The 22,158-nt window shown below is 66.0% G+C and carries 15 protein-coding genes and 1 pseudogene; 9 read left to right on the top strand and 7 right to left on the bottom strand.

Translation table 11 applies throughout. The features are described from left to right. The 3 genes from JWQ89_RS22285 to JWQ89_RS22275 form a co-directional block, all read right to left on the bottom strand. Positions 1-531: sugar ABC transporter permease (locus JWQ89_RS22285; RefSeq protein WP_299644841.1), on the bottom strand; the 531-nt coding region annotated here is incomplete at its 3' end. A gap of 238 nt (positions 532-769) precedes the next feature. Beyond that, entirely contained in the window at positions 770-2,035 is a 1,266-nt protein-coding gene (locus tag JWQ89_RS22280) for an ABC transporter substrate-binding protein (RefSeq protein WP_299644839.1), read from the bottom strand. Between the two features lie 46 nt (positions 2,036-2,081). Continuing rightward, positions 2,082-2,996 carry an N-acetylmuramic acid 6-phosphate etherase gene (locus tag JWQ89_RS22275; protein ID WP_299644837.1) on the bottom strand — a complete coding sequence of 305 codons (915 nt, stop codon included), beginning with the start codon at positions 2,994-2,996 and terminating at the stop codon, positions 2,082-2,084. A 588-nt stretch (positions 2,997-3,584) separates the two neighbouring features. Here JWQ89_RS22275 and JWQ89_RS22270 point away from each other — a divergent pair. The 3 genes from JWQ89_RS22270 to nagA all read left to right on the top strand — a co-directional run bounded on the left by JWQ89_RS22270 (position 3,585) and on the right by nagA (position 6,723). Further along, complete coding sequence (locus tag JWQ89_RS22270; protein ID WP_299644836.1) at positions 3,585-4,358, top strand: GntR family transcriptional regulator; 774 nt, start codon at positions 3,585-3,587, stop codon at positions 4,356-4,358. Positions 4,359-4,390: 32 nt separating this feature from the next. Next, positions 4,391-5,401 carry an SIS domain-containing protein gene (locus tag JWQ89_RS22265; protein WP_299644842.1) on the top strand — a complete coding sequence of 337 codons (1,011 nt, stop codon included), beginning with the start codon at positions 4,391-4,393 and terminating at the stop codon, positions 5,399-5,401. A 164-nt stretch (positions 5,402-5,565) separates the two neighbouring features. After that, the gene (gene nagA / locus JWQ89_RS22260) at positions 5,566-6,723 is read left to right on the top strand and encodes an N-acetylglucosamine-6-phosphate deacetylase (RefSeq protein WP_299644835.1); all 1,158 of its coding nucleotides are present in this window, start codon (positions 5,566-5,568) and stop codon (positions 6,721-6,723) included. 62 nt (positions 6,724-6,785) lie between these two features. Here nagA and JWQ89_RS22255 read toward each other — a convergent pair whose 3' ends face one another. Together JWQ89_RS22255 and JWQ89_RS22250 are read right to left on the bottom strand one after the other, a co-directional pair. Beyond that, positions 6,786-7,526 carry an outer membrane protein gene (locus JWQ89_RS22255; RefSeq protein ID WP_299644833.1) on the bottom strand — a complete coding sequence of 247 codons (741 nt, stop codon included), beginning with the start codon at positions 7,524-7,526 and terminating at the stop codon, positions 6,786-6,788. Positions 7,527-7,736: 210 nt separating this feature from the next. After that, on the bottom strand, positions 7,737-8,480 hold the full coding sequence (locus JWQ89_RS22250) for an SDR family oxidoreductase (protein WP_299644832.1): 744 nt from the start codon (positions 8,478-8,480) through the stop codon (positions 7,737-7,739). A 132-nt stretch (positions 8,481-8,612) separates the two neighbouring features. Here JWQ89_RS22250 and JWQ89_RS22245 point away from each other — a divergent pair, with 132 nt between their 5' ends. The 4 genes from JWQ89_RS22245 (at position 8,613) to JWQ89_RS22230 (ending at position 16,973) form a co-directional block, all read left to right on the top strand. Then, positions 8,613-10,382 carry a tetratricopeptide repeat-containing sulfotransferase family protein gene (locus JWQ89_RS22245; protein ID WP_299644830.1) on the top strand — a complete coding sequence of 590 codons (1,770 nt, stop codon included), beginning with the start codon at positions 8,613-8,615 and terminating at the stop codon, positions 10,380-10,382. Positions 10,383-10,692: 310 nt separating this feature from the next. Next, positions 10,693-12,012 carry a hypothetical protein gene (locus tag JWQ89_RS22240; protein ID WP_299644828.1) on the top strand — a complete coding sequence of 440 codons (1,320 nt, stop codon included), beginning with the start codon at positions 10,693-10,695 and terminating at the stop codon, positions 12,010-12,012. Positions 12,013-12,237: 225 nt separating this feature from the next. Next, on the top strand, positions 12,238-15,576 hold the full coding sequence (locus tag JWQ89_RS22235) for an OmpA family protein (protein WP_299644827.1): 3,339 nt from the start codon (positions 12,238-12,240) through the stop codon (positions 15,574-15,576). Positions 15,577-15,707: 131 nt separating this feature from the next. Next, positions 15,708-16,973 (top strand): hypothetical protein, encoded by a 1,266-nt coding sequence (locus JWQ89_RS22230; RefSeq protein ID WP_299644826.1) that lies wholly within the window; start codon positions 15,708-15,710, stop codon positions 16,971-16,973. A 2-nt stretch (positions 16,974-16,975) separates the two neighbouring features. Here the strand turns inward: JWQ89_RS22230 and JWQ89_RS22225 are convergent, their stop codons facing one another. After that, positions 16,976-17,920, bottom strand: a complete 945-nt coding sequence (locus JWQ89_RS22225; protein WP_299644824.1) for an alpha/beta hydrolase — start codon at positions 17,918-17,920, stop codon at positions 16,976-16,978. Positions 17,921-17,986: 66 nt separating this feature from the next. Continuing rightward, positions 17,987-20,074, bottom strand: a complete 2,088-nt coding sequence (locus tag JWQ89_RS22220; RefSeq protein ID WP_299644823.1) for a lytic transglycosylase domain-containing protein — start codon at positions 20,072-20,074, stop codon at positions 17,987-17,989. 287 nt (positions 20,075-20,361) lie between these two features. Here JWQ89_RS22220 and dapA point away from each other — a divergent pair. Continuing rightward, positions 20,362-21,243: pseudogene (gene dapA, locus JWQ89_RS22215) on the top strand (4-hydroxy-tetrahydrodipicolinate synthase). Between the two features lie 32 nt (positions 21,244-21,275). Further along, entirely contained in the window at positions 21,276-21,740 is a 465-nt protein-coding gene (gene smpB / locus JWQ89_RS22210; protein ID WP_299644821.1) for an SsrA-binding protein SmpB, read from the top strand. The last annotated feature ends 418 nt before the right edge of the window (positions 21,741-22,158 follow it).

Here is a 22,158-nt window from a genome sequence, read left to right as displayed (position 1 = left end):
GACCGAGATCAGGCTCAGTGTCGTCAGCGCGTATTCTTCCTTGCCGAGCCAGGGCTGGAAGAACTGGCGCAACCCGAGGAATTTCATGATCGTCGGCGTCACCCCCCATAGCGGCGAGAGCAGCAGCTTCCAGACGAACCCCACGATCACGAAGGACAGCACCGCGGGAATGAAGATCGCGGTTCGATAAAAGCCGCGCAGCCGCAGCGTCGGGTTGCTCAGCAGCGCCGCCAGCAGGATGCCGATCGGGTTCTGCACCACCATGTGGATGAGGAAGAACCACACGTTGTTGCTGAGCGCGTTCCAGAAGCTGGCGCTGAGCCGCGAGTCGGTGAACAGCTGCACGAAATTGCCGAACCCGACAAACGCCCAGGCTTGCGAGAAGAACGCCTGGTACAGCGTCGAGATCAGCGGAAAGATCATCACCGCTGTATAGACCAGCGCCGCCGGAGCCAGGAACACCAGGATGTGCCACCTGAACGGTTTTCGGACTGCGGCGATGTCGTCGGTCGCTACGCTGATTGTTGCCACGGTGCTGCCCCCGCCATGGTCGCTACATTTACGGCCAAATGGCCGCGATCTGCTCAGCTCTCCGCCCCGCCCTCGGTGTCATCCCCGCGAAAGCGAGGACCCCCGTTGCGATGCTGCCGCGGGCGAGAAAACAGAGGTTCCCGCTTTCGCGGGAATGACCCCGTGGGTGTCGTCCACCCCCGGATCATTGCCGGTTGAGCCGGACCGCCCGTGGGCGATCCGGCGAGATTATATCAGCTTACTGCCCGGCCGGCTTGTACCAGGCATCGAGCCCGGCCTGCAGGCGCGCGCCGGCAGCTTCCGGCGTCTCGGCGCCCTTGATCACCTGCACCGAGGCGTTCCACGTCTCGTTCTCGAGGTTCGGCGTGCCGCGGCTGAGGATCGCGTAGGTCGAGCGGATGCTCTTCTCGCATTCGCCGCGCCACGAAGCGAATTCCTGCGCCAGCGGATCTTCGATGGTCACCGGCTCGTTCGAGAGCGGGTAGAAGCCCGGCAGCGCATTGGCCTCGATCGTGCCGAACTCGCTCGACGCCACCCAGGTCAGGAACTTCTTGGCCGCCTCGATATTCGGCGACTTGGCGTTCAGCCCGATGCCGATATCGGTGTGGTCCGAGATGTAGCACTTGTCCCCGGCATTCACGACCGGCGGCGGGAAGGCGCCCATCTTGAACTGGGCGTTGGCGTTGAAGCCGGCGATTTCCCACGAGCCGGCCGGGTAGATCGCGGCGCGGCCGAGGGTGAACAGGTTCTGGCTGTCCGAGTAGGTCTGCGCCTCGAAGCCGTCGCCGAGATACGGCTTCCAGCTCGCGAGTTCCGCATAGGGCGCAACCCAGTCGGGGTCGGTCAGCTTCTGGGTGCCGGCGATGAGCGCGAGGCGCCCCTCTTCACCCTTCCAGTAGGTCGGGCCGATGTTCTGGTAGCCCATGGTCGCGGCTTCCCACTGGTCGTTGGTGCCCATCGCCAGGGGAATGTAGGTGCCGTCGGCCTTGATCTTGTCGAGCACGGCATGGAACTCGGCGACGGTCTTGGGCTCGGTCAGCCCCAGCGCGTCGAACGCGTCCTTGTTGTAGATGAAGCCGTGGATCACCGCACCCATGGGCACGCAGAAGGTCGTCGCCTGGTCGTCGGTCGACCACGCGGCCTTGGCCACCGGCGAGAAGTTCTCCATGCCCGGCAGGTCGTTCAGCGGGGCGAGGTAGCCCTTGTTGAACAGCTCGAGCGAGGCGTCGAACGGACGGCAGGTGATGATGTCACCGGCCGAACCACCCTCGAGCTTGGCGTTGAGCGCCGCGTTGTACTCGGTCGGCGCGGTCGGCGCGAAGGTCACCTTGATGCCGGGATTGGCGGCTTCGAACGCCGGGATGATCTTGTCCTGCCATACGGCCAGGTCGTCCGTGCGCCAGCTCTCGATCGTCAGGTTCACGTCCTGGGCGAAGGCCGGGCCCACTCCCGAAACGATCGCGATTGCCGCGGTCGCTGCAAGCAGATGCTTGGTAAGCGTCATGATTAGTCCTCTCTCTCCTGTTCGTCCCGACCCAGCGGTCAGGACGCTATATAGCCGGCGTCGTGGCGCCGATCTTGGCGAGCGCCATGCGCAGGTTTCCCTTGGTTTGGCCGAGCAGCAGCCCGGCCTCGGCAGGCGTCGTGACCCCCGCCGCAATCAGCACGGCGGGTTTCACCTCGCCGCCCGATAGCTCCAGCGCCCGCACGGCCGCGGCCGTGTCGACGCCGGTGATTTTCGTGACGATGCGAGCCGCGCGGCCCCTCAGCTTCTCGTTGTCGGCCTTAACATTGACCATCAGCCCATCATAGACGTGCCCCAGGTGCACCCCCATCAAAGTCGACAGCATGTTGAGCGCCGCCTTCTGCGCCGTGCCCGCGCCCATCCGCGTCGAGCCCGAGATCACCTCCGGTCCGGCGTCGAGCAGCACCCCGATGTCCGCCGCCTCCAGCAGCTTCGCCCCGGCGTTCCCGGCAATCCCGATCGTCACCGCCCCGGCCTCGCGCGCCGCCATCATCCCGGCCACCGTATAGGGCGTCGAGCCGCTCGCCGAGGTCGCGATCACGCAGTCGCCGGGCCCCACGCCAACCGCGGCCATGTCGGCCCGGGCCCCCTCGGCGTCGTCCTCGCGCATGCCGTTGAGCCGCTTGGCGATCCCCTCGCCATCGGCCAGCACCAGCACGATCCGGTCGTAGGCGACGCCATAAGTCTGTGGAATCTCGAGCGCATCGGCCAGCGACATCAAGGCCGGGCTGCCGGCGGCGATATAGATCAGCCGCCCCCCGCCAGCCAGCCGCTCCGCCGCCGCCCGCGCCGCCTGCGACAATGCCGGGATCGCCGCGGCGACCGAGTTCAGCGCCCGCTGCTGGCCCTCCAGCAGCGCCGCGAGAATCGCATCGTCCCGCCAGGTATCGAACCCCTGGTAGCGGGCATCGGCGGCTTCGGTGGCAGGCGCGGACGTCATGGGCAGATACTCGAAAACGGTTCCTGAAACGCGGAGCCTTGAGGTTGCCCCAAAACCGCGCGCTCCACATAGTCAAATTCGTTCGATAGGGAGTGCATGCCTTCGGCCACGGCCTGCATCACCCCCGAGAGGTCCCCCATACACGATGTCATCCCGGCGAAAGCTGGGATCCAACTCTCCACCGGCTCAGGCTGCGAAATGCGTCCCAACCTGCGCTCGGATGACATCGGGGAGGTGCGACACGGCACGCACACTTCCAGCCCAGGCCCGAACGATCCCAAATCTTTCTCCGCATAGCAGGCCAGCATCGGGACCTTCCTTTCCCCTAGTAATGCCAAAAAAATACCACTTGTCCAGTCGGCGTTAGCAAAATCGTCACTTTCGGCGCTCCGACGCGACGCCCTCTCTGCCTCGGCCCCATGAGGCGCAACGATTTTGCGGTCTTGTGGTCGGGGCCGATTTTCCGCTTGGTCAATGGTCTTTTATTGGTATTATGTGTGCGGAGGAGACGACGCATGCCCGGATCGAGACGCGATTTCCCATCGTCCCGCCCCGCGCGTCGCTCCGTTGCCACGTTGCAGGTTCTATATGGCTGACGCACCAGACGCACTCTTCGGCTCCGGCGCCATCATCCTGCCGCAGGGCGGTCCGCTCTACCTTCAGTTGAAGCGCTGGATCGAGGATGCCGTGTCCCGTGGCGCCATCAAGCCCGGCGATGCACTGCCCTCCGAGCGCGATCTCGCCACCAAGGTCGAGGTCTCCCGCGTCACCGTCCGCAAGGCCGTGCAGCACCTGGTGCGCGACGGCATCCTCGTGCAGCGCCACGGCTCCGGTACCTTCGTCGCACCGCACCAGAGCCGCGTCGAGCAGTCGCTGAGCCAGCTCACCTCGTTCACCGAGGACATGGCCCGCCGCGGCATGGCCGTCCGCGCCGTCTGGCTCGATCGCGCCGTCTACGATCCGTCGCCCGAGGAAACCATGATCCTCGGCCTCTCGCCCGGCGAGCGCGTCGCGCGGGTGGCGCGCTTGCGCCTCTCCGGCGACATGCCGCTCGCCATCGAGCGCGCTGCCCTGTCGTCGGCAACGCTGCCCGATCCCGCCGCCGTGGGCTCGTCGCTCTATTCCCACCTCGAAAAGTCCGGCTCGCGCCCGGTGCGCGCCATCCAGCGCATCCGCGCCGCCAATCTCGAGGAGGACGACGCGCGGCTGCTCGAAATCCCGCCCGGCGCCGCCGCCCTCCATATCGAGCGCATCGCCTACCTCGCCTCCGGCAAGGTTGTGGAATTCACCCGCTCGGTCTATCGCGGCGACACCTATGATTTCGTCGCCGAACTGAGAGTCGGGGAAGGCAGCCGCAAGTGACCGAGACTACGCCCAATGCCCACGCCAGCCACATGCGCCGGGAAGTCGAGGAGACTCCCGCCGCCGTCGCCCGCCTCCTCTCCGAGGGCAGGGCCGATTTCGCCGCCGCAGGCAGGGCGCTCCGCGCCGCCGATCCCGCGGCGATCGTCACCATCGCCCGCGGCTCGTCCGACCACGCGTCCTCGTTCCTCAAATACGCCATCGAACTCCTCGCCGGCGTCCCGGTCGCCTCGGTCGGCCCCTCGATCGTCTCCATCTACGGCCGCGAGCTGAAGCTCGCCCGCACCGCGTCGATCACCATCTCGCAGTCCGGCAAGAGCCCGGACATCGTGGCGATGACCGAATCGGCCCGCCGCAACGGTGCCCTGACCTTCGCGCTGACCAACACCCCGGACTCCCCGCTCGCCGCCGCCGCCCACCAGACCATTGCGCTGCGCTCGGGCGAGGAGAAGTCCGTCGCCGCCACCAAGACCTTCGTCGCCTCCGTCGTCGCCGGCCTCGGCCTCGTAGGAAACTGGTTGGAAGACAAGGCCTTGCTCGCGGCTCTCGATTCTCTGCCGCAGGTTCTCGAGGAGGCGGTGCACTGCGATTGGTCGCCGCTCCTCGGCGCGCTCGACAAGCATCAGTCGCTCTACGTCCTCGGCCGCGGCCCGGCCCTCGCAATCGCCAGCGAGGCAGCGCTGAAGTTCAAGGAAACCTGCGGCATCCATGCCGAAGCCTACAGCGCCGCCGAGGTCATCCACGGCCCGGCCCGCATCGTCGAGCACCACTTCCCGGTCCTCGCGCTCGCCGCCCGCGATGCCGCCGAAGCCTCGGTGGCCGAAATCGCCGAACGCCTGGCCGGGCAGGGCGCCCGCGTCTTCATCACCTCGGTCAACGCCCGCGCCGCCGAACGCCTCCCCTTCGCCGCCTCCGGCCACGCCATCACCGACGCCCTCGCCCTGATCGTCAGCTTCTACGCCTTCGTCGAAGCCCTGAGCCGCCGCCGCGGCTTCGACCCCGACCGCCCCCCGCACCTGAAGAAGGTGACGGAGACGATATGAGGTCTTGGGTCCGAAACGCCGGTGCTCGCCGACCCCCACCCCTGTAGGGGGAGGGAGACGCAAACTGAGGCCCTGATGTAGTCGTCTCCCTCCCCATTCTTAGGGGGAGGGGACAGGGGTGGGGGTCCACAGCCACCAGCCCCCCAGTTGAACGAGGAGCCACGATGACCACCAAACAAGCCTTCACCGGAGCCCGCATCTTCGACGGCGCCGAATGGCACGATCGCATGGCGCTGGTCGTCGCCGATGGCAAAGTCGAAGGCCTGATCGCCGCCGATTCGCCCACCGACGCCATCCGCGTCCCGGCGGACGGCGCGCTGATCGTTCCCGGCTTCATCGACCTCCAGGTCAACGGCGCCGGCGGAGTGCTCCTCAACGACACCCCGACCGTCGACGCCATCCGCACCATCTGCTCCATCCTCGCGCAGTTCGGCTGCACCGCCAGCCTTCCCACCATCGTCACCGACACCGTGCCGAGGAACGAGGCGACCATCGCCGCCGGCATCGCCGCGGCCGCAGCGGGCGTCCCCGGCTTCCTCGGCCTCCACCTCGAGGGCCCGCATCTCTCCGTCGCGCGCAAGGGCGCCCACGATCCCGCCCTCATCCGCCCGATGGAGGAATCGGACCTGCAACGGCTCCTCGCCGCGCGGGCAAAGCTCCCGAATCTCCTCATTACCGTCGCCGCCGAAACCGTTGGCCCGCAACAGATTTCCCGCCTCGCCGAGGCCGGCATCATCATCAGCATCGGCCACTCCGACGCCACCTATGCCGAGGTGAGAGCCGCCGCCGCGGCCGGCGCCACCATGGCCACCCACCTGTTCAACGCCCAGAGCCAGATCGGCAACCGCGAGCCGGGCGTCGTCGGCGCCGTGCTCGACCTGCCGGCGCTCAACGCCGGCCTCATCGCCGACGGCATCCACGTCCATCCCGCCACGATCGGCATCGCGCTCCGCGCCAAACGCGGCCCCGGCCAGATCTTCCTCGTTTCCGACGCGATGTCGATCACCGGCACCGACTGGACCGAGTTCGAGCTCACCGGCCGGAAAGTCTACAGGAAGGACGGTGCCCTCCGCCTCGCCGACGGCACCCTCGCCGGCGCCGACCTGACGATGATCGACGCGGTGAAATACGTGCACCAGGTCATCGGCGTCCCCCTCGACGAAGCCCTCCGCATGGCCAGCCTCTATCCCGCCACCGCCATGCACGTCGAATCCGACCGCGGCCACCTGACCCGCGGCGCCCGCGCCGACTTCGCCGTCCTGAGCGACGACCTCAAAATCCGCTCCACCTGGATCGCCGGCGACCGGGTGTTCAGCGCATAACCCAAAACGAAACCGGCCGCCCCAGGGGAGCGGCCGGCTTGAAAGCTTTGAGAGGTACGTGGTCAGAACGAGTAGTTCAGGCCAACCTTGAAGGTGTGGATGCCGATGTCGGCGTTGGTGGCGAGGTACTCGGGATCGGCGGGCATGTCGAAGATCACCTCGTCCGGGGTAAGGTGGGTAAACAGGTACTCGCCCTTGATCGAGAGGTTTTCGTCGAGCGCCACTTCCGCGCCGAAGCCGGCGGTCCAGCCGGTAGCATTGATGTCGCCAGTCTGATCGTCGCCAGCGAAGTCGAGGTTCGTGATGCCGAACTCGCCACCTGCAAACGCAAAGCCGGCGGTGCCGTACAGCAGCACCTGGTCGATCGCCACGCCGGCGCGACCGCGAAGGCTGCCGATCCAGTCAATCGTAGCGCTCGGAACGGTGAAGTCAGGTCCGGGCCCGATATTCTCGCCCTCACCTGTGATGTTAGCCCAGTTGATGTCCCCTTCGACACCCAGGACGAACATGTCGAACTGAACGTTGGCACCCGCCTGAACGCCAGCGGTCCAGCCGCTGACGTCGAAGCTGCCATCAAGGCTGCCGCCAGGGGCGTCCGTGATGTCGTCGAAGAAGTCGCCAGTCCAATCGACCGTGCCGGTGCCGAAGCCGACCGAGGCGCCAACATAGACACCGCTCCAGTCGTGTGCGGCCGAAACCACATCCACCGGGGCGGACTCATCGACGATCAGATCAGCGGCGTTGGCCACACCGCAAATTGCCAACACCGAGGCGCTGGCCAGCAAGATTCGAGACAGTCTCATTCGCAACTCCATAGGGCCTTTGGTCTGTATTGAGTTAGGCAGAATCGAGTCCGGATGGCAAGCGTATCGCCACGAAACCGCCCAAATCGCGCCGGATGTTGCCACAATGACACGGTGGCCCGCGCGGACCACAAAATGTCATGTCAAATGGTTGGAACTACACAGGAACCGCTACGCGCAAAGCCGTAGATTTGCGTTCATCAACGTGGCCTATCCGCGGCCAATGAATGGCATGTTCGTCGCCATCACCGTCATGAACTGCACATTCGCCTCGAGCGGCAGGCCGCTCATGAAGAGAATCGCATCCACCACATGCTGCACGTCGAAGGTCGGCTCGGGCTCCATCGTCCCGTTAGCCTGCAGCGATCCGGTGGTCATCCGGGCGGTCATGTCGGTCGCGGTATTGCCGATATCGATCTGTCCGCAGGCAATGCTGAAGGCCCGCCCGTCCAGCGAAATTGCCTTGGTCAGGCCGGTAATCGCGTGCTTTGTCGCGGTATAAGCCGCTGCGCCCGGCCGCGGCGCATGGGCCGAGATCGAGCCGTTATTGATGATCCGCCCACCCTGCGGGTGCTGGTCCCGCATCGCCCTGAAAGCCTCCCGCGCCACATAGAACGCCCCGTTGAGGTTGACGTCGACCATGCCCTGCCACGTCCCGATATCGGTATCCCCGAAGCTGGCCTGCGGCGCGAACCTGCCGGCATTGTTGAACACCACATCGATGCGACCCAATTTCGCTTTCAGATCAGTGAAGTAGCGATGCACCGCGGCCGGGTCCGTCACGTCGCAGACCCCGCAATAGCTGGCGTTGCCAAGCCGCGCCGTCTCCTCGAGCTCCGCCTCCCGGCGCCCCAGGATCGCCACGCGATAGCCTGCCGCCCCCAGCCCGATCGCCGTCGCCCGGCCGATCCCCGAGGTCGCGCCGGTCACCACCGCCACCTTGCCTTCTGTCATTTTCTTCTTTCCCACCCTTATTTGCCGTCATATGGACGACTAGTTGCGGCATAGGCAAGGCAGCCAATCGGCCTAGTCCGCGGCCTGCCGACGCCCCAACGGCCCTGCTCAGCGCCACGCGAAGTGATCTCGATGTCCAAGCCGTCTCGACCCCGTGGCACCGTGGCGCCGAAGGCCGCGATTTCCGCGCTGCTGCAGCAGGGTCTCGCCCTGCACCAGTCGGGCCGCCCCGCCGAGGCCGCGCCCTATTACGAGCGGGTGCTGGCGATGGACGCAGCCCACCCAGCCGCCAATCACCTGCTCGGCCTCGTTCGTCTTGCCCAGGGCCGCACAGACGAAGCGGTGCGCCTCATCGCCCGCGCCGTCGCCGCCGAGGGCGCCAACGCCCAGTATCTCGGCAACCTGGGCGTCGCGCTCAACGCCGCAGGACGCAACCAGGACGCCGCAGTTGCCCTGCGGTGCGCCCTCGCCATCAATCCTGAATTCGCCGAGGCGTACGCGAATCTCGGCATGGCCCTGCGCGCCCTGGGGCAGGTCGACGACGCAGTCGACGCCCAGCGCAGCGCCGTCGGGCTCAAGCCCGGCGAGCCCGGCTTTCATTTCAACCTCGGCAACGCCCTGCGCGATGCCGGCGACATCATCGAGGCCGAGTCCGCCTATCGCCGCGCCATCGCCTTGCGGCCCAATTACAGCGCCGCAATCAACGCCCTGGCGATGATGCTGGATGACGAGGGCCGCTCCAGCGAAGCGCTGGCGCTCGTGGAAGCGGCACTGCGGGCTCTGCCTGACGACGCCCAGCTCCGCATGCGTCGGGCGCGTTCGCTTCGCTACCTCAATCGCCTCGAACCGGCGGTCGAGAGTTTCGATCGCGCGCTCGAGTTGAATCCCGGCTTCGGCGAAGCCCACCTGCAGCGCTCCTATGCCGTCCGCCACGAACACCGCGACGCCCCGATCAAAGCGATGGAGCGGCTGTTCCGCGCCGAGGGCGCTCCCCTTGAGGACCGCATCTTCGTCGGCTTCGGCCTCGGCAAGGCCCTCACCGATCTGGGCGAGCACCGTGAGGCGATCGACGTCTTCACCGAGGCCAACCGCCTGCATCGACAGCGGACACCGTTCTCCCTCGATAGCGCCCGTGCCGGCCTGAAGGCCGACATCGACCGCTTCGAGGGTGTGGCAGCCCCCTTGGAAGACGCCGGCTTCCGCGAGGGCGCCCCCATCTTCGTCGTCGGCCTGCCGCGCTCGGGCAAGACCACGATCGAAGCGATTCTGGCCCGCCATCCGACGGTGGCCGCCGCGGGCGAACTGCCCACCATGGGCAGGCTGGTGCGAGAACTGCTAGCCGAGCATCCGGGAGCACGCGCGCGCGAAATCCCGCCCCAGCGATTCACTGAACTCGGCCGCGCCTACATGCGCGAGGCGGAACGCTTCGTTCCCGCCGGCAAGGTCCCCGTTGACACGATGCCGTCAAACTATCGCCACGTCGGCTTCATCCGCCTCGCCCTGCCGAATGCCCGCATCGTCGTCGCCCGCCGCCAGCCCGCCGAGCATTGCGCCGCCATATTCGAGAAGTATCTGACCTCGCGCGGCTACGAATACGCCAACGACATGGACGAACTGCAGCCCTACCACGCCGCCTTCGGCCGGCTGATCGAGGCCTGGCATGACCGCTTCCCGGGCCAGCTCCACGACATCGACCTCGGTAGCCTGGCTGCCGACCGCGAGGGCGGAACCCGGAAACTGCTGGAATTCTGTGGCCTTGACTGGGACAGCGCCTGTCTCGTTGAACAGCGCTCCGAGCCGCAGTATCGCGACTGGTCCCCGGACCGGGTTGCCGGCAACCACGCCGACCATATGGCCGCCTGGCGTGAGGTCCGTCCCCAGCTGTGGGACTGGCCAGCCTGACAAACGTTGTCATTTCAATGGGCTCACCGCCCGGCGGGGCAGGTAACGCCCGGTTCACAAGCATTAAGGCTTGGTTTCCAAACCTGTGCTGAATCTGCAACAGGCGCTCCGCAACCACCTTGGCTCTGCCCCAATTCAGCCATTCTGCGATTGCGCCTCCCCAAGTCCTGCGTAGAGTGGGTAATGCGAATCCATGCATGGGATCGTTTGTCGGTCGCAAACGCGACGACAACACACACAAAAGTGTGGTCGCGTTTCGACAAACCGCCGGGCAATCGGCAACACGAATGACTGACTTTGGAGGTCAATAATGAAAATCAGGAGCCTTCTTCTGGGTTCTTTGGCGGCGGCAGGTCTCTCGACCGGCGGTGCCTACGCGGCCGATCTCGGCGTCTTGACGTCGCTCGACGTTTGCGACGCTCTGGGCCTGTCGGGTCTGACGATCTCGTCCGACACCAACTGCCTGCAGATCACCGGCGAAGTGAAGTACAAGTTCATCTGGGGCGATTACTCTAACACCGATATTAGGATCAACACCGCCGCCGACGACGGTGATGTTACGTTCATCAGTGGCGACGGCTTCAACGATTGGGACAGCCGCTTCGACGCGTGGATCCGGTTCGCCGCCACCGCTGACTCGGACTTCGGTCCGGCCAAGGCGATCCTGAAGCTCAAGCAAGTCAGCCAGAGCGTCATCACAGATGAAACGTCTTGGTCGAACGGTTCTTCGACCAGCGGCGTGATCCTTGACGAAGCCTATGTTTCGATCGGCGACGCGACTGTCATCATGGCGGGCAAGAAGGGTTCGCTCATGAAGAAGGGCGAGGACGAGCCCCTGAACTGGCTCGGTCTGTTCAACTCGGAAGACGTTGACCTCGGCGTCTCGTGGGGCCCGCATGTCGCTCTCGGTGATGGCGGTCACGTGATCCAGGTGGTCTCCGATCTGGGCAACGGCGTCTCGATCGGTGCCGGCCTCGAAAAGCTCGATAACGACGACCCTCAAGAAGCGGGTACCGCTGTTGGCGTGATCTCGTATGCAGGTGAGGGTATTGCGGCTCACTTGACCGTCGCGGCCGCTGGTGTCCTCGATGGCGAAGTAGAGTCGTGGGGCGCCCATGCTGGCTTCGCCGGCACCTTCGACAACTTCAAGGTCGTTCTGGCCGGTGCTTTTGGTCACGATGATCTTGCGCCGTCGGACTACTGGAACGTTCTGGCGTCGGCCTCGGCCACGTTCGACATGTTCACGCTCGCGGGCTCGGTTGAGGCCATCAACGATAGCCTCTATGACGAGACCGACTACGGTGCCGGTGTGTCCCTCAGCGCTACCGTGTCTGAGGGCGTTACTGTCAACGTAGGTGGCCGTTGGTACCAGGCGAATATTTACGACGCTGGTGCTGACAACTACCAGGTGGCGGCGAGCGTTTCGGCGGCAGTTACCGAGACGATCATTGTTACCGGCGAGGTTGGTTTTGTTCGGGATCGCTGGGACGATCTCGTTTACGGTTCCGCAAAGCTGGCTTGGGCTCCGGGCGGCGGCTATACCTCGTCCGTCAAGGGCACCGTCACGTCGACCGAAGACCGAGACGTGGGCTACAAGATCGAGTCCGAGTTCAAGAAGACCTTCGAGTAAGCCTTACGGCCCAATCGGATTGGAAAGGCCCGGCGTCAGCCGGGCCTTTCTCTTTTGTACGAAGCGTTCAGGTGGTGCTCAGCCTTCGTTCATCTGGCCTCGATTACCGGTTCATCCAGGCGTCTTCGAATTGTCAGTGGCATTGACGCACTTTTCCGATTCACTGATTGGCGCTATGGCTCGTCGTCGGCCAGGCGCCGGCGGCATTCTTCTCCCGGGGGCGGCATGAGCGGCATATTCCTGCGTTGGGGCGTTCCCGCCTTCGTCACGGTGATCGGCGGCACCGCCGCCGCCATCGCCACGAGCGGCGCCGCCATCCCGACCGACCTCGCCACGCGTGCCCAAGCCATTGTCGCCGCTCCACAATATGACTGGGCCACGCTCGCCTTCGACATGCGCGACGCCACCATCAGCGGCACCGCGACCACCCAGGCGATGATCGACGACGTCGTGGCCAAGGTCGGCGGCATCCATGGCGTGCGCTCCGTGACGTCAAAAGTCGTGCTGGCAGAATACGTTAGCCCGTTCCCCTTCATCGCGACTGTAGAGGGCGGCGCCATCAACCTCTCCGGCGGCCTCCCCGACGAAGCGGCCCGCGCCCAGCTCCTCGCCCTCGCCGGTGAGGGTGTGCACGACGAAACCCGGCCCATGTCCGGCGCTCCCAACCGCGCCGACTGGCTCGCCGCCGTCGACTACGCGCTCGGCTACGTCGCCCAGCTCGATGAGGGAGAAGTAGCCCTCGCCGATCTCGACCTCACCGTTTCGGGCCGCGCCAAATCGCCCGAAGCCTACGACGCCCTGAATCGACTGGCCGCCGAGCCCGTCCCCGCCTCGGTGAAGCTGGCCTATCGCGAGGTCCAGCCGGCGCTTCAATCCCCCTTCGAGTGGCGCGCCGACTACGACGGATCGCGCCTGAATCTCTCCGGCGCCGCTCCGACCGAGGCCTTTATTGCAGAGCTTGAAAACATCATTCCGGCCGGCGCCAGCGCTTCGACGAGTCTCGTTCTCGCCTCCGGGGCTCCCTCAGGCTTTGAGACCACCGCGAAGCTGCTGCTGCAGAATTTGCTGAAGCTTGAGCGCGGTAGCGCTGTTATCTCAGACGCCACCTCAGCTCTGTCGGGCTCTCCTGCCGATCCGGCCACGGCCGAATCCGTGCGCGTCGCGATGACCCCCTCCGGGACCACCGTCACACTCGGCCCGCCCCTGGTCAGCGAATACTGGTTCAGCGCCGAGCGAACCACGGACGGCATAGTGCTCGATGGTTTCGTGCCCGATGCAAGTGCCCGGGATCGCCTCGAAGCGCTTGATGGTGTCGATGCCGCCGGTCTCGAACTCGGCCGCGGGGCGCCGGAGCGCTTCCAGTCCGCGGTGGATTTCGTCATCGGGACCCTGGGGCGGATGAGCGAGGGCCACGCAACGATCCAGGGCACCATACTCACGCTGGATGGGCGTGCCGCCACGATCGAGGATTTTACAGCCGTCGAGTCCATCCTCAAGCAAGGAGTCCCCCAGGGGCTAGCGCTTGCCGCCGCGAACATCAAACCGCCGCTCGCCACCCCCTTCACCTTCACGGCGGAGAAATCGGCGGACGGGCTGTTCTCGCTATCCGGTCACGTTCCGAGCGAAGCCGTTCGGAAGGCGCTCGCCGGGGCTCTGCCTGAGCCCGCAACCGACACCACCGTCATCGCCGACGGAAATCCGGAGGACTTCGAAGCTGCCGCCGCCAAGGCGCTAGGGGTGCTGCCTTTGCTGGATAGCGGCAAGGTGAACTATGACGGAGACAGCTGGAGCCTTATTGGCGCCGTCGATACGCCGCAGAGAGCCTTCGCGGCGGAGACCGCTTTTGCGGCCACCGGCCTCCGAACGGCAGGTTGGACCTACACTGTGACCTTGCCGCCAGCCACTGAGGCTGCTGTGCCGCCGGTGGTCGATCCCTATGTCTGGCGGGCGCAGAAATCTGCCAATGGCAGCGTCGCATTCTCCGGTTTCGTGCCAACCGAGCAGCTGAAGCGCTATCTGGCGGCTCACGCCGGCGCCAGTGTTGTCGACGGCACGGCACTTGGCGGCGGCGCACCCGATGGTTTCATCCCCGCGGTGATCGCCGGGCTTGATGCGCTGCTCGCGATGGACGAGGGCGCGTTGGATCTTACCGCGGGCAACTGGTCGCTGACCGGCAAGGTTGCTGCTACCGCAACCCGTCACGCTGTAGAGACGACGCTCCACAGTGCCGTCGACACCGCTGCGTGGCACGTGGCGATCCAGGCCGCGGACGCGGCTCCGGTTGTGTCTCCGTTTGTATGGTCGGCAGCAAAGACCAGCGACGGCAGCTACACGTTCTCCGGCTACGTGCCCACCGAGGAGTTGCGGCGCCTCGTGGCCGTGAGAGCGGGCAAGGTCGCCAAGGACACGACGCTCGTCGGCTCCGGTGAGCCCGGTGGGTTCATCACCGACTCGCTCGCCGGGCTCGATGCGCTACTCAAGCTCGAGAGCGGCGAGCTGAGATACGATGGCAACGGATGGTCGATTTCCGGGCAACCGATCACGCCCGCGGATGCCGTCGCCGCAAAGGCGGCGCTAGCCACGGCCACAGACGGTGGGGCCAGTTGGAAAACGGCAATCGCCGATCCGAGCCAAGGCGCCGAAGCGCCGGCGGCAGTTGCATCACCTACGGCTGAGCCACAGCCGGCCGCACCAGCGGCGACTGAAATAGCCGCGGCTCCAACGCCGGAAACGGCCGTAGCGGCGGCGGAGGAGGAGCCTACGGAGAATTCCACCGAGGCTGCGGTTGCACCCGAAGCGGTCCCGGTCGAGACCGAGGTCGCACACGCCGAGCCCGCTGCGACAGCTGTTCGCAGCTACGTGTTCGAGGCCACGAAGGCGCCGGGTGGCGTTGTCGCCTTCAAGGGCTCGGTGCCGGCGGAGCCGATGCGGCGGTACCTGGCGGTGATCACCGGCGGGGAGCCATCGGCAGACCTGACGATTGGCAGCGGCCTGCCCGCCGATTTCATCACCAATGCCAATGCGGGGAGCCGTGCGCTCGCGCTGCTGGCAGACGGTGAGTTCGGACTCGATGGCGACAAGTGGGTATTTTCCGGCCGGGCCGAGACCGAGGCTGATCGGCGGGCCGCCCTGGCGGCGCTCGCAGTGGTCCCGATGCTCAACGAGTGGGAGACCAACGTCACGCTGTTGCCGCCGCTGATGGTCTGCAGGGAGAAAGTAGGAGCGTTCGCCGCCCGCAACGCGATCCTGTTCCAATCGGGCAGTGCGCTGATCGCCGAGGGTTCGCTGCCGGCCATCGACGAGCTGGCGGGCTATCTCGCGCTGTGTCCCGAGGCGACCGTGAACGTCGAAGGTCACACCGACGCGGATGGCGACGACGAGGCCAATTTGGCGCTTTCCGTCTCGCGCGCCGAGGCGGTGGTCGACGCCTTGATCCTGCGCGGCATCGGGCCCGAACGCCTCTATGCTATCGGCTATGGCGAGAGCGTGCCCGTTGCCAGCAACGAGACGCGGGCCGGGAAGCAGGCCAACCGGCGTATCGCCTTTACCCTTGCCGACGAGTGATGCCCGCGACATGACCCTGGATTCGCTGATCTACCTGCTAGAGATCTACTGGCCATTCGTGCTTGGAGCCGCCGTCATTGGTCTCGCGACGGGATGGTTCTCCGTCCCGGCGCGCAAGGGTTGAGCGTCCGATGCTGAGTCCGGCGCACGTTCTTGAGATCGCAGTTCTGTTGCTGCTCGCCTTTGTAGTCGGCGCGAGCGTCGGTACTATCGCGCGGCTTGCCGCATTACGACTGGCACCGCCGAGGGTGGCACGGCCGGTGGAAGCTGTCGCGGCCCCAGCCCCAACGGCTGACGCAGCGCCGACGCTGGTCAGTGCTCCAGTGATCGCGCCGGTTTCAAAGCCGGCGACACCGGCCGCCCCTGCCGACTTGGTAGCTCCGGACTTCAGCGAGGCGATCCAATCGATCGCTGCCTCGAGACCCGACAGCATCGCGCCGATGCCCGAAATCACTATCCCTGCCATCGCCCCGCTTCCTGTGGTCGAGATCGCCAAGCGCGTCGCCGAGATTGCACCGGCGCGCGTCGCCGGAGAGACGACGTCCGGGCAGCGGGTCCCGCATCCGCAGACAGTCCCGCAACCCTCTCCCTCTGCCGTGCCACCCTCCGGCATCACCGCCGAGGTGATCCCGTTCCCCACGGAGAAGGCGCCGGAGGCGCCCGCCAAGGAAGAGGCCTCGGTCGAGCCGGAGTCTCTTCTCTCAGCGTCCGAGCAGGCGATTCCGGTTGAACACACGGATGCCGCCGCGCCGGACGCCGATATGCCGATGGCGGTTGAGCCTGCGCCAGACCCTCATCCCCAGCCACCGGCGGCAGAAGAGCCGCAGTCCGAGCCAGAATCGGAAGTGGAGGCAGTGGCCGTTCCGGCCGCGCCCCCGCCAGAACCCGCCATTGAAACCCTGATCGCCGCCCCCGCGGGCTCTGCCTCCGAAGACGACGAAGCCGCGGCGATGCGCGCGATCGAAGGGAACTGGACGCCGCGTCGCCGGGCGCCGGGCAGGGCGCGCAAGGCTGCTCTCCCGGACGGGATCGCAACCGATGAAGCGATTGTCGCCGCCGGGGTGGCAGTCGCCTCAGCGGTTGAGGCGGTGGAACTGGTTGTCGCCGAGCAGCCGGAGAGTCCGCCCGGCAAGCCGGTGGGCATCGAGCCACCGCAACCAGGGGGCGCGGACAACCTGACCAACGTCATCGGCATCCTGCCGATCATCGAGACAGCCCTCAACAGCCTGGGCGTTTATCACTTCGACCAGATCGCCGACTTTTCCGACGAGAATATCGATTGGGTGGAGCAGCACCTCGGTATCGCCGGTCGCATCAGGCGGGAGCATTGGCGCGAGCAGGCCCGGGAGCTGGCGGCAGCGATCGCAAAGTCGAAGAAGGTCGCCGGCAAGCAGTAAAGTCAGGCTGCCTTCGCGCGGCGCTTTACGATCCGCCTCACGAACTCAGCGATCGGTTCGACATCCTCGGGGGTATTCAACAGGGCAGGGGAGCCCGAGCCCTCGATGACGTACCCCTCCGCATCGCGGCGGCGCCTGAGCATCTCCTCGAACGTCTCGCGCCGCACTTGCTCGGTCAGTTGCGTGCGCATCAGCATCAGAGGGGCGCTCGCCAGCGCATCATAAAGCCGCCACTGCGGCACGAGGATATCATCGTGCTCGAACGCCTCGAGCATCTTTGCGAGGTGCGGGTCGAACAGTGCCCGGACCCTGCTGCGCTTGTCGAGATAGTGGGAGCGAGCAGCAAGCACATCGAGCAGGGCCTCGGTCGCGGCGGGGTAGTCGGGCGCCAGCATGCGGCGGGACATGGCCCGGAAACCGGCCTCGGAGCGGTTGCCTTCGAGATCCTTGAGGTTGTTCCTAAGCCTCACCAACCCCCGCGGATCGGAGACCGGTCCGGCATCGATCAGGACGCTGCCGGCGATGAGGTTGGGCCGCTCGGCAGCAAGCGCCATCACCACCTGGCCGCCATAGCCCTGGCCGACAAAGATGCCGCCGTCTACCGCCAGCGCCGCCAGCACCTGGATCAGGTCGAGCGCGTCGACGGTCGAGATGTAGCGCGCTTTGTCCGCCCGGTCGGAGGAGCGGCCCCGGCCTTTGAGGTCGATGAGGACCACCGGCCAGTCATCGCCGAACGCCCGTCGGAAGTGGCTCGCGAAATCGGCGAAGTCCGCCATGTTGCGCTGATAGCCGGGTACGCAGACCAGCGGGATGCGGCCGATCGCAAGACGGCCCGAGACATGCACGGCGACTATCTCGTCGGCCGGCCCGATAGCGTAGAGCGTGACCGGGAGGCTAGCGAAGCTGTGGTAGTCGTCGGGCGGGGTGCGGGGGCGGCGCGGGAACATGGCCGAGAGATAGCATGCTTTCGCTGCGTCCCAAGGGGGCGATGCACTCTTTCACGGCTTGATGAGTTAGCCCGGGATTTGCCGCAACGCCTTGTCGATGCTGAGGTCGTCCTTGCCCAGCCGGGCGCGGTAGACGAGGTAGTTGCCGAGCACACGTTGCACGTATTTGCGCGTCTCCTGCACCGGGATCAGTTCCACCCAGACCACGGGATCGATGGCCTCCGAACGCGGGTCGCCGAAGGTCGCCATCCACTTACGGGCGTTTCCCGCGCCGGCGTTGTAGGCGGCGGCGGCGAGAAGCAGCGAGCCGTCGAAATATTCGAGCTGCGCCTTTAGATAGGTCGAGCCGAGCAGCGCGTTGTATTCGCCGTCGCTGGTGAGGCGGCTTTTCGAATACGTGACGCCGAGCTTGCCGGCGGTTTCCTTGGCGGTCGCCGGCATCAGTTGCATCAGGCCCCGGGCGCCGGCTGAGGATACCGCGTCCACCTGGAAGCGGCTTTCCTGCCGCGTGATGGCGTAGATCGCCGCGTGGTCCATCGACGCGAGTTGCCTTGCGGGCAGGCCGTCCTTGGGGAAGTTGAACAGGTCGAGCGGCGCGCCCCGGCGTTCCGAGGCGTCGGCGATGGTGATGGCGAGGTGGTGCGAGCCCAGGTCCTGCGCCAGCCGGGCGGCGAGCAGCAGGTCGGCGCCGTCCTTGAAGGTGGTGGCGAAGCTGCGGAGCAGGGGAATCGCCATATCCTTGTGGCCGTTGTCGGCGAGCAGATGCACGGCGCGAACAAGCTCGCGGCTTTCGAAGCCTGGCTCGGCTTTCTGCCATGCCGGCATGTCACGCAACGCGACGGGCTTGAGTCCGAGGGCCGAGCGGGCCAATTGGCCATAGTAGATCGTGCCGTACTCGGCGGCCTTGCCATAGGCTTCGCGGGCACCGGCTTCGTCGCCGAGCTCCTGACGGGCGCGGCCGAGCCAGTAGTTGGCCTGGGTGACCGAGTCAGGCAGCGTCGCGTTCGTGGCCATCGCCTCGAAATGCGGGGCGGCGGATTTGGGGTCGTGGAGGAATGCCAAGGCGATCCAGCCGGCGTGGAAATGCGCTTCCACGAGCCGTCCGTCGGGGCCCTCGCGGTAGCCGTCGGAGGCGCGGTAGGCCCTCTTTACTTCGCCAAGGGCCAGCAGTTGCCGGGTCAGCGTCCGCCGCTCGTACCAGAACTCCTCGGCATCGGGCGGCACGCCCTTGGCCTTGTCGAGCCAGGCGATCGCGTCGTCCCAGAGTTCGAACTGCCGGGCGCGCTGGGCCCGGCTGAACTGGTACACCGGGCTCGAATGCATCGACGGGTCGACCGCGTCGAGCAGCTTCTTGGCGCTCTTGGCGTTGCGCGACACGGCGTTGCGCGCCACGGCCAGCGACTTCTGCGCCGGGGTCATGAACTTGATCAGCCGTTCGACCCCGGTGGCGCGGTCGTGCATCATCAGGTGCACGGCGCGGGCCCAGTGGGCGTCGCGGTCCAGCAGGTCGCCGAGCTTGGCGAGGACCATGGCTTCGGTGGTCTTGTCGAGGAAGTTCTCGGTCCAGATGGCGCGGGCGATGCGCGCCGCGCGGTCCTTCTGGCCATCGGCGACATAGGCTTCGGCGAGGGCGATCTGGGCGGCGAGGGTGTTGGGCATGGCTCCGCCGAGCAGCTTGATCAGCGTGGCGTCGTCGGCCTGCTCCCGGGTCAGGGCCTGCTCGAGGCGGGTCTTGAACACCGCGCCGGTGGCGAAGTCGGGAGCGTCGGCAATGAAGCGCTGGACGGAGGCGGCGGGCACTTCGCCATTGCCGTAGTAGATCGCGGCCCACTGGATGGCGTGGCGTTCGGCGGTGTCGGCGAGGTTGACGGCGAGTTGATAGGCTTCGGCCTGCTTGCCGTCGGCGAGGAGTTCGACCGCTTGCTTGAACTGGGCCGACGGGGCGTTGTCCGGGACCGGCGCCTTGGGTTTGATCGAGCCGGTGGTGACCCAATCGATCGCCGGAGCTCTGGCGACGACGGGTATGGACCTGGCGACCGGCACGGGGGGCTTGTCGTTGGCGCGTGACAAGACGATCGGCAGCGAGGCTGCAACGATCAGGCTAAGGCCGAGAATGCATGCACCCAGGCGGCGAGCGCCGCGCGCAACGAACATGGTAACCGTCCTGTTGGTCCTCGGAACAAATCCAACAAGGTGCCCCCACCCTTGCAGCGCCTAAGGTTGCACGGTTCCCGTGTACGTTTGGTTAGCCACTCGGTCCTTGTGGGTGTGCGTCGCGCCCTCGATCGACAGCTTGCTTGTCGCGCCGCACGAGAAAAACTATGGTGCGCGACTGTGGCTCCCCGATGATCGGGATGTGGCCATATTCTGGCCGCATGGCCCACCAACAAGCGCGGCGACCGCTCTGGGACGGCGCCATTCTCAAGAGGAATTCAGCCGAAATGTTGCGAGGTTCGATCACAGCGCTCATCACTCCGTTCGCGAACGGAGCGCTGGACGAGAAAGCCTTCAGCCATTTCGTCGATTGGCAAATCAACGAGGGCTCGCACGGCCTCGTGCCTGTCGGCACGACCGGGGAGAGCCCGACGGTCACCCACGACGAGCATCGCCGCGTCATCGAGATTTGCGTCGACGTGACCGCCAGGCGTGTTCCAGTTATCGCCGGCGCCGGCTCCAACTCGACCGACGAGGCGGTGTCGCTGGCGCGCTTCGCCTAGGATGTCGGTGCCGATGCCGTGCTGTCGGTCGTGCCCTACTACAACAAGCCGACCCAGGAGGGGATGTTCCAGCATTTCTCCGCCGTGGCGTCCGCGACATCGCTGCCCATCCTGCTCTACTCGGTGCCCGGCCGCACCGTCGTCGACCTCAGCGTCGATACCATCGTCCGGCTGCGCGACGCCCATGCGAACATCGTGGGCGTCAAGGATGCGACGGCGAACATGGAGCGGGCCAGCATGCAGCGAATGCGTCTGGGCGCCGACTTCATCCTGCTCTCCGGCGAGGATATGACGGCGCTCGGCTTCAACGCGCATGGTGGTCAGGGCTGTATCTCGGTGACCTCCAACGTCGCGCCAAGGCTTTCGGCGCTGTTCCAGAACGCCTGCCAGCAGGGCAACTACGCCGAGGCGCTGGCGCTGCAGGACAAGCTGGTCTGGCTGCACAAGAACCTGTTTCTCGAGAACAATCCCGGCGGGGTGAAATACGCCGCCTCGAGGCTCGGTCTCTGCCGTAACGAGTTCCGCCTGCCGCTGACCCCGATCAGCCGGGCAAACGAGGAGGCGATCGATTTCGCCTTGTCGCATGCGGGGTTGTTGCCCAACTAAGCTTTATGGCAACCAAACCAAACAAACCTCACATGATCGTCACGGGCCCGATCGCGGAGAACCGCCGGGCTCGCTACGACTACGAGATCACCGACACGCTCGAGGCCGGCATCGTGTTGACCGGCACCGAGGTGAAGTCGCTGCGCATCGGCAAGGCGCAGATCACCGAGGCCTATGCGTCGCCCGAGCGGGGAGAGCTGTGGCTGATCAACTCGCACATTCCCGAATACCTGCAGGCCAACCGCTTCAACCATGAAGAGAAGCGCCCGCGCAAACTGCTGGTGAAGAAAAAGGACCTGGCGCGGCTCAGCCAGGACGTGGAGCGCGCCGGCAACACCATCGTGCCGCTGAAGCTCTACTTCAACGAGCAGGGCCGGGCCAAGCTCCTGATCGGCGTCGGCAAGGGCAAGAAGAGCTTCGACAAGCGCGAGACCGAGAAGAATCGCGACTGGAACCGCGAGAAGGGCCGGATTCTGAAGGAAGGCGGGCGGGGGTAGGGCGCCGCGCACGGCGTACCGCCTGCTCACCAAAAAAACTCGATGTCATCCTTGCGGGAGCTGGACCCAACTCTCGGCTGCCGGAGCGTGGGCCACCCCCACCCTTGATCCAGCCATTCGAGCGCAGCTCTCATGGCCTTCTCCCCTAAAATCGCTCCACTGGAGCGATTTTGCCTTCGGCCGGCTCGAAGCCCGCACAAGCGGGAGGGAGACGACTGGGGAGCCGGTGCTCGCGCCTCCCTCCCCTTGTGCGGAGGGACTGAGAGTGGGGGTAGCCACAGTCGCGATGCTGTAGGGCATGCTGATGCATCCGACAGCCTCGCGGCTTCGGAGTTTTCAAAGACCCATCCCCTCGAACCCTGTGAGGAGATGAAGCGGGGCCGGCGAGGCGTTGGCCTCGACGCGGGTCGTCCGCAAT

The organism is Devosia sp. (assembly GCF_028290645.1).
Lineage (GTDB): Bacteria > Pseudomonadota > Alphaproteobacteria > Rhizobiales > Devosiaceae > Devosia_A.
This window is presented reverse-complemented; position numbering and strand designations above follow the sequence as displayed.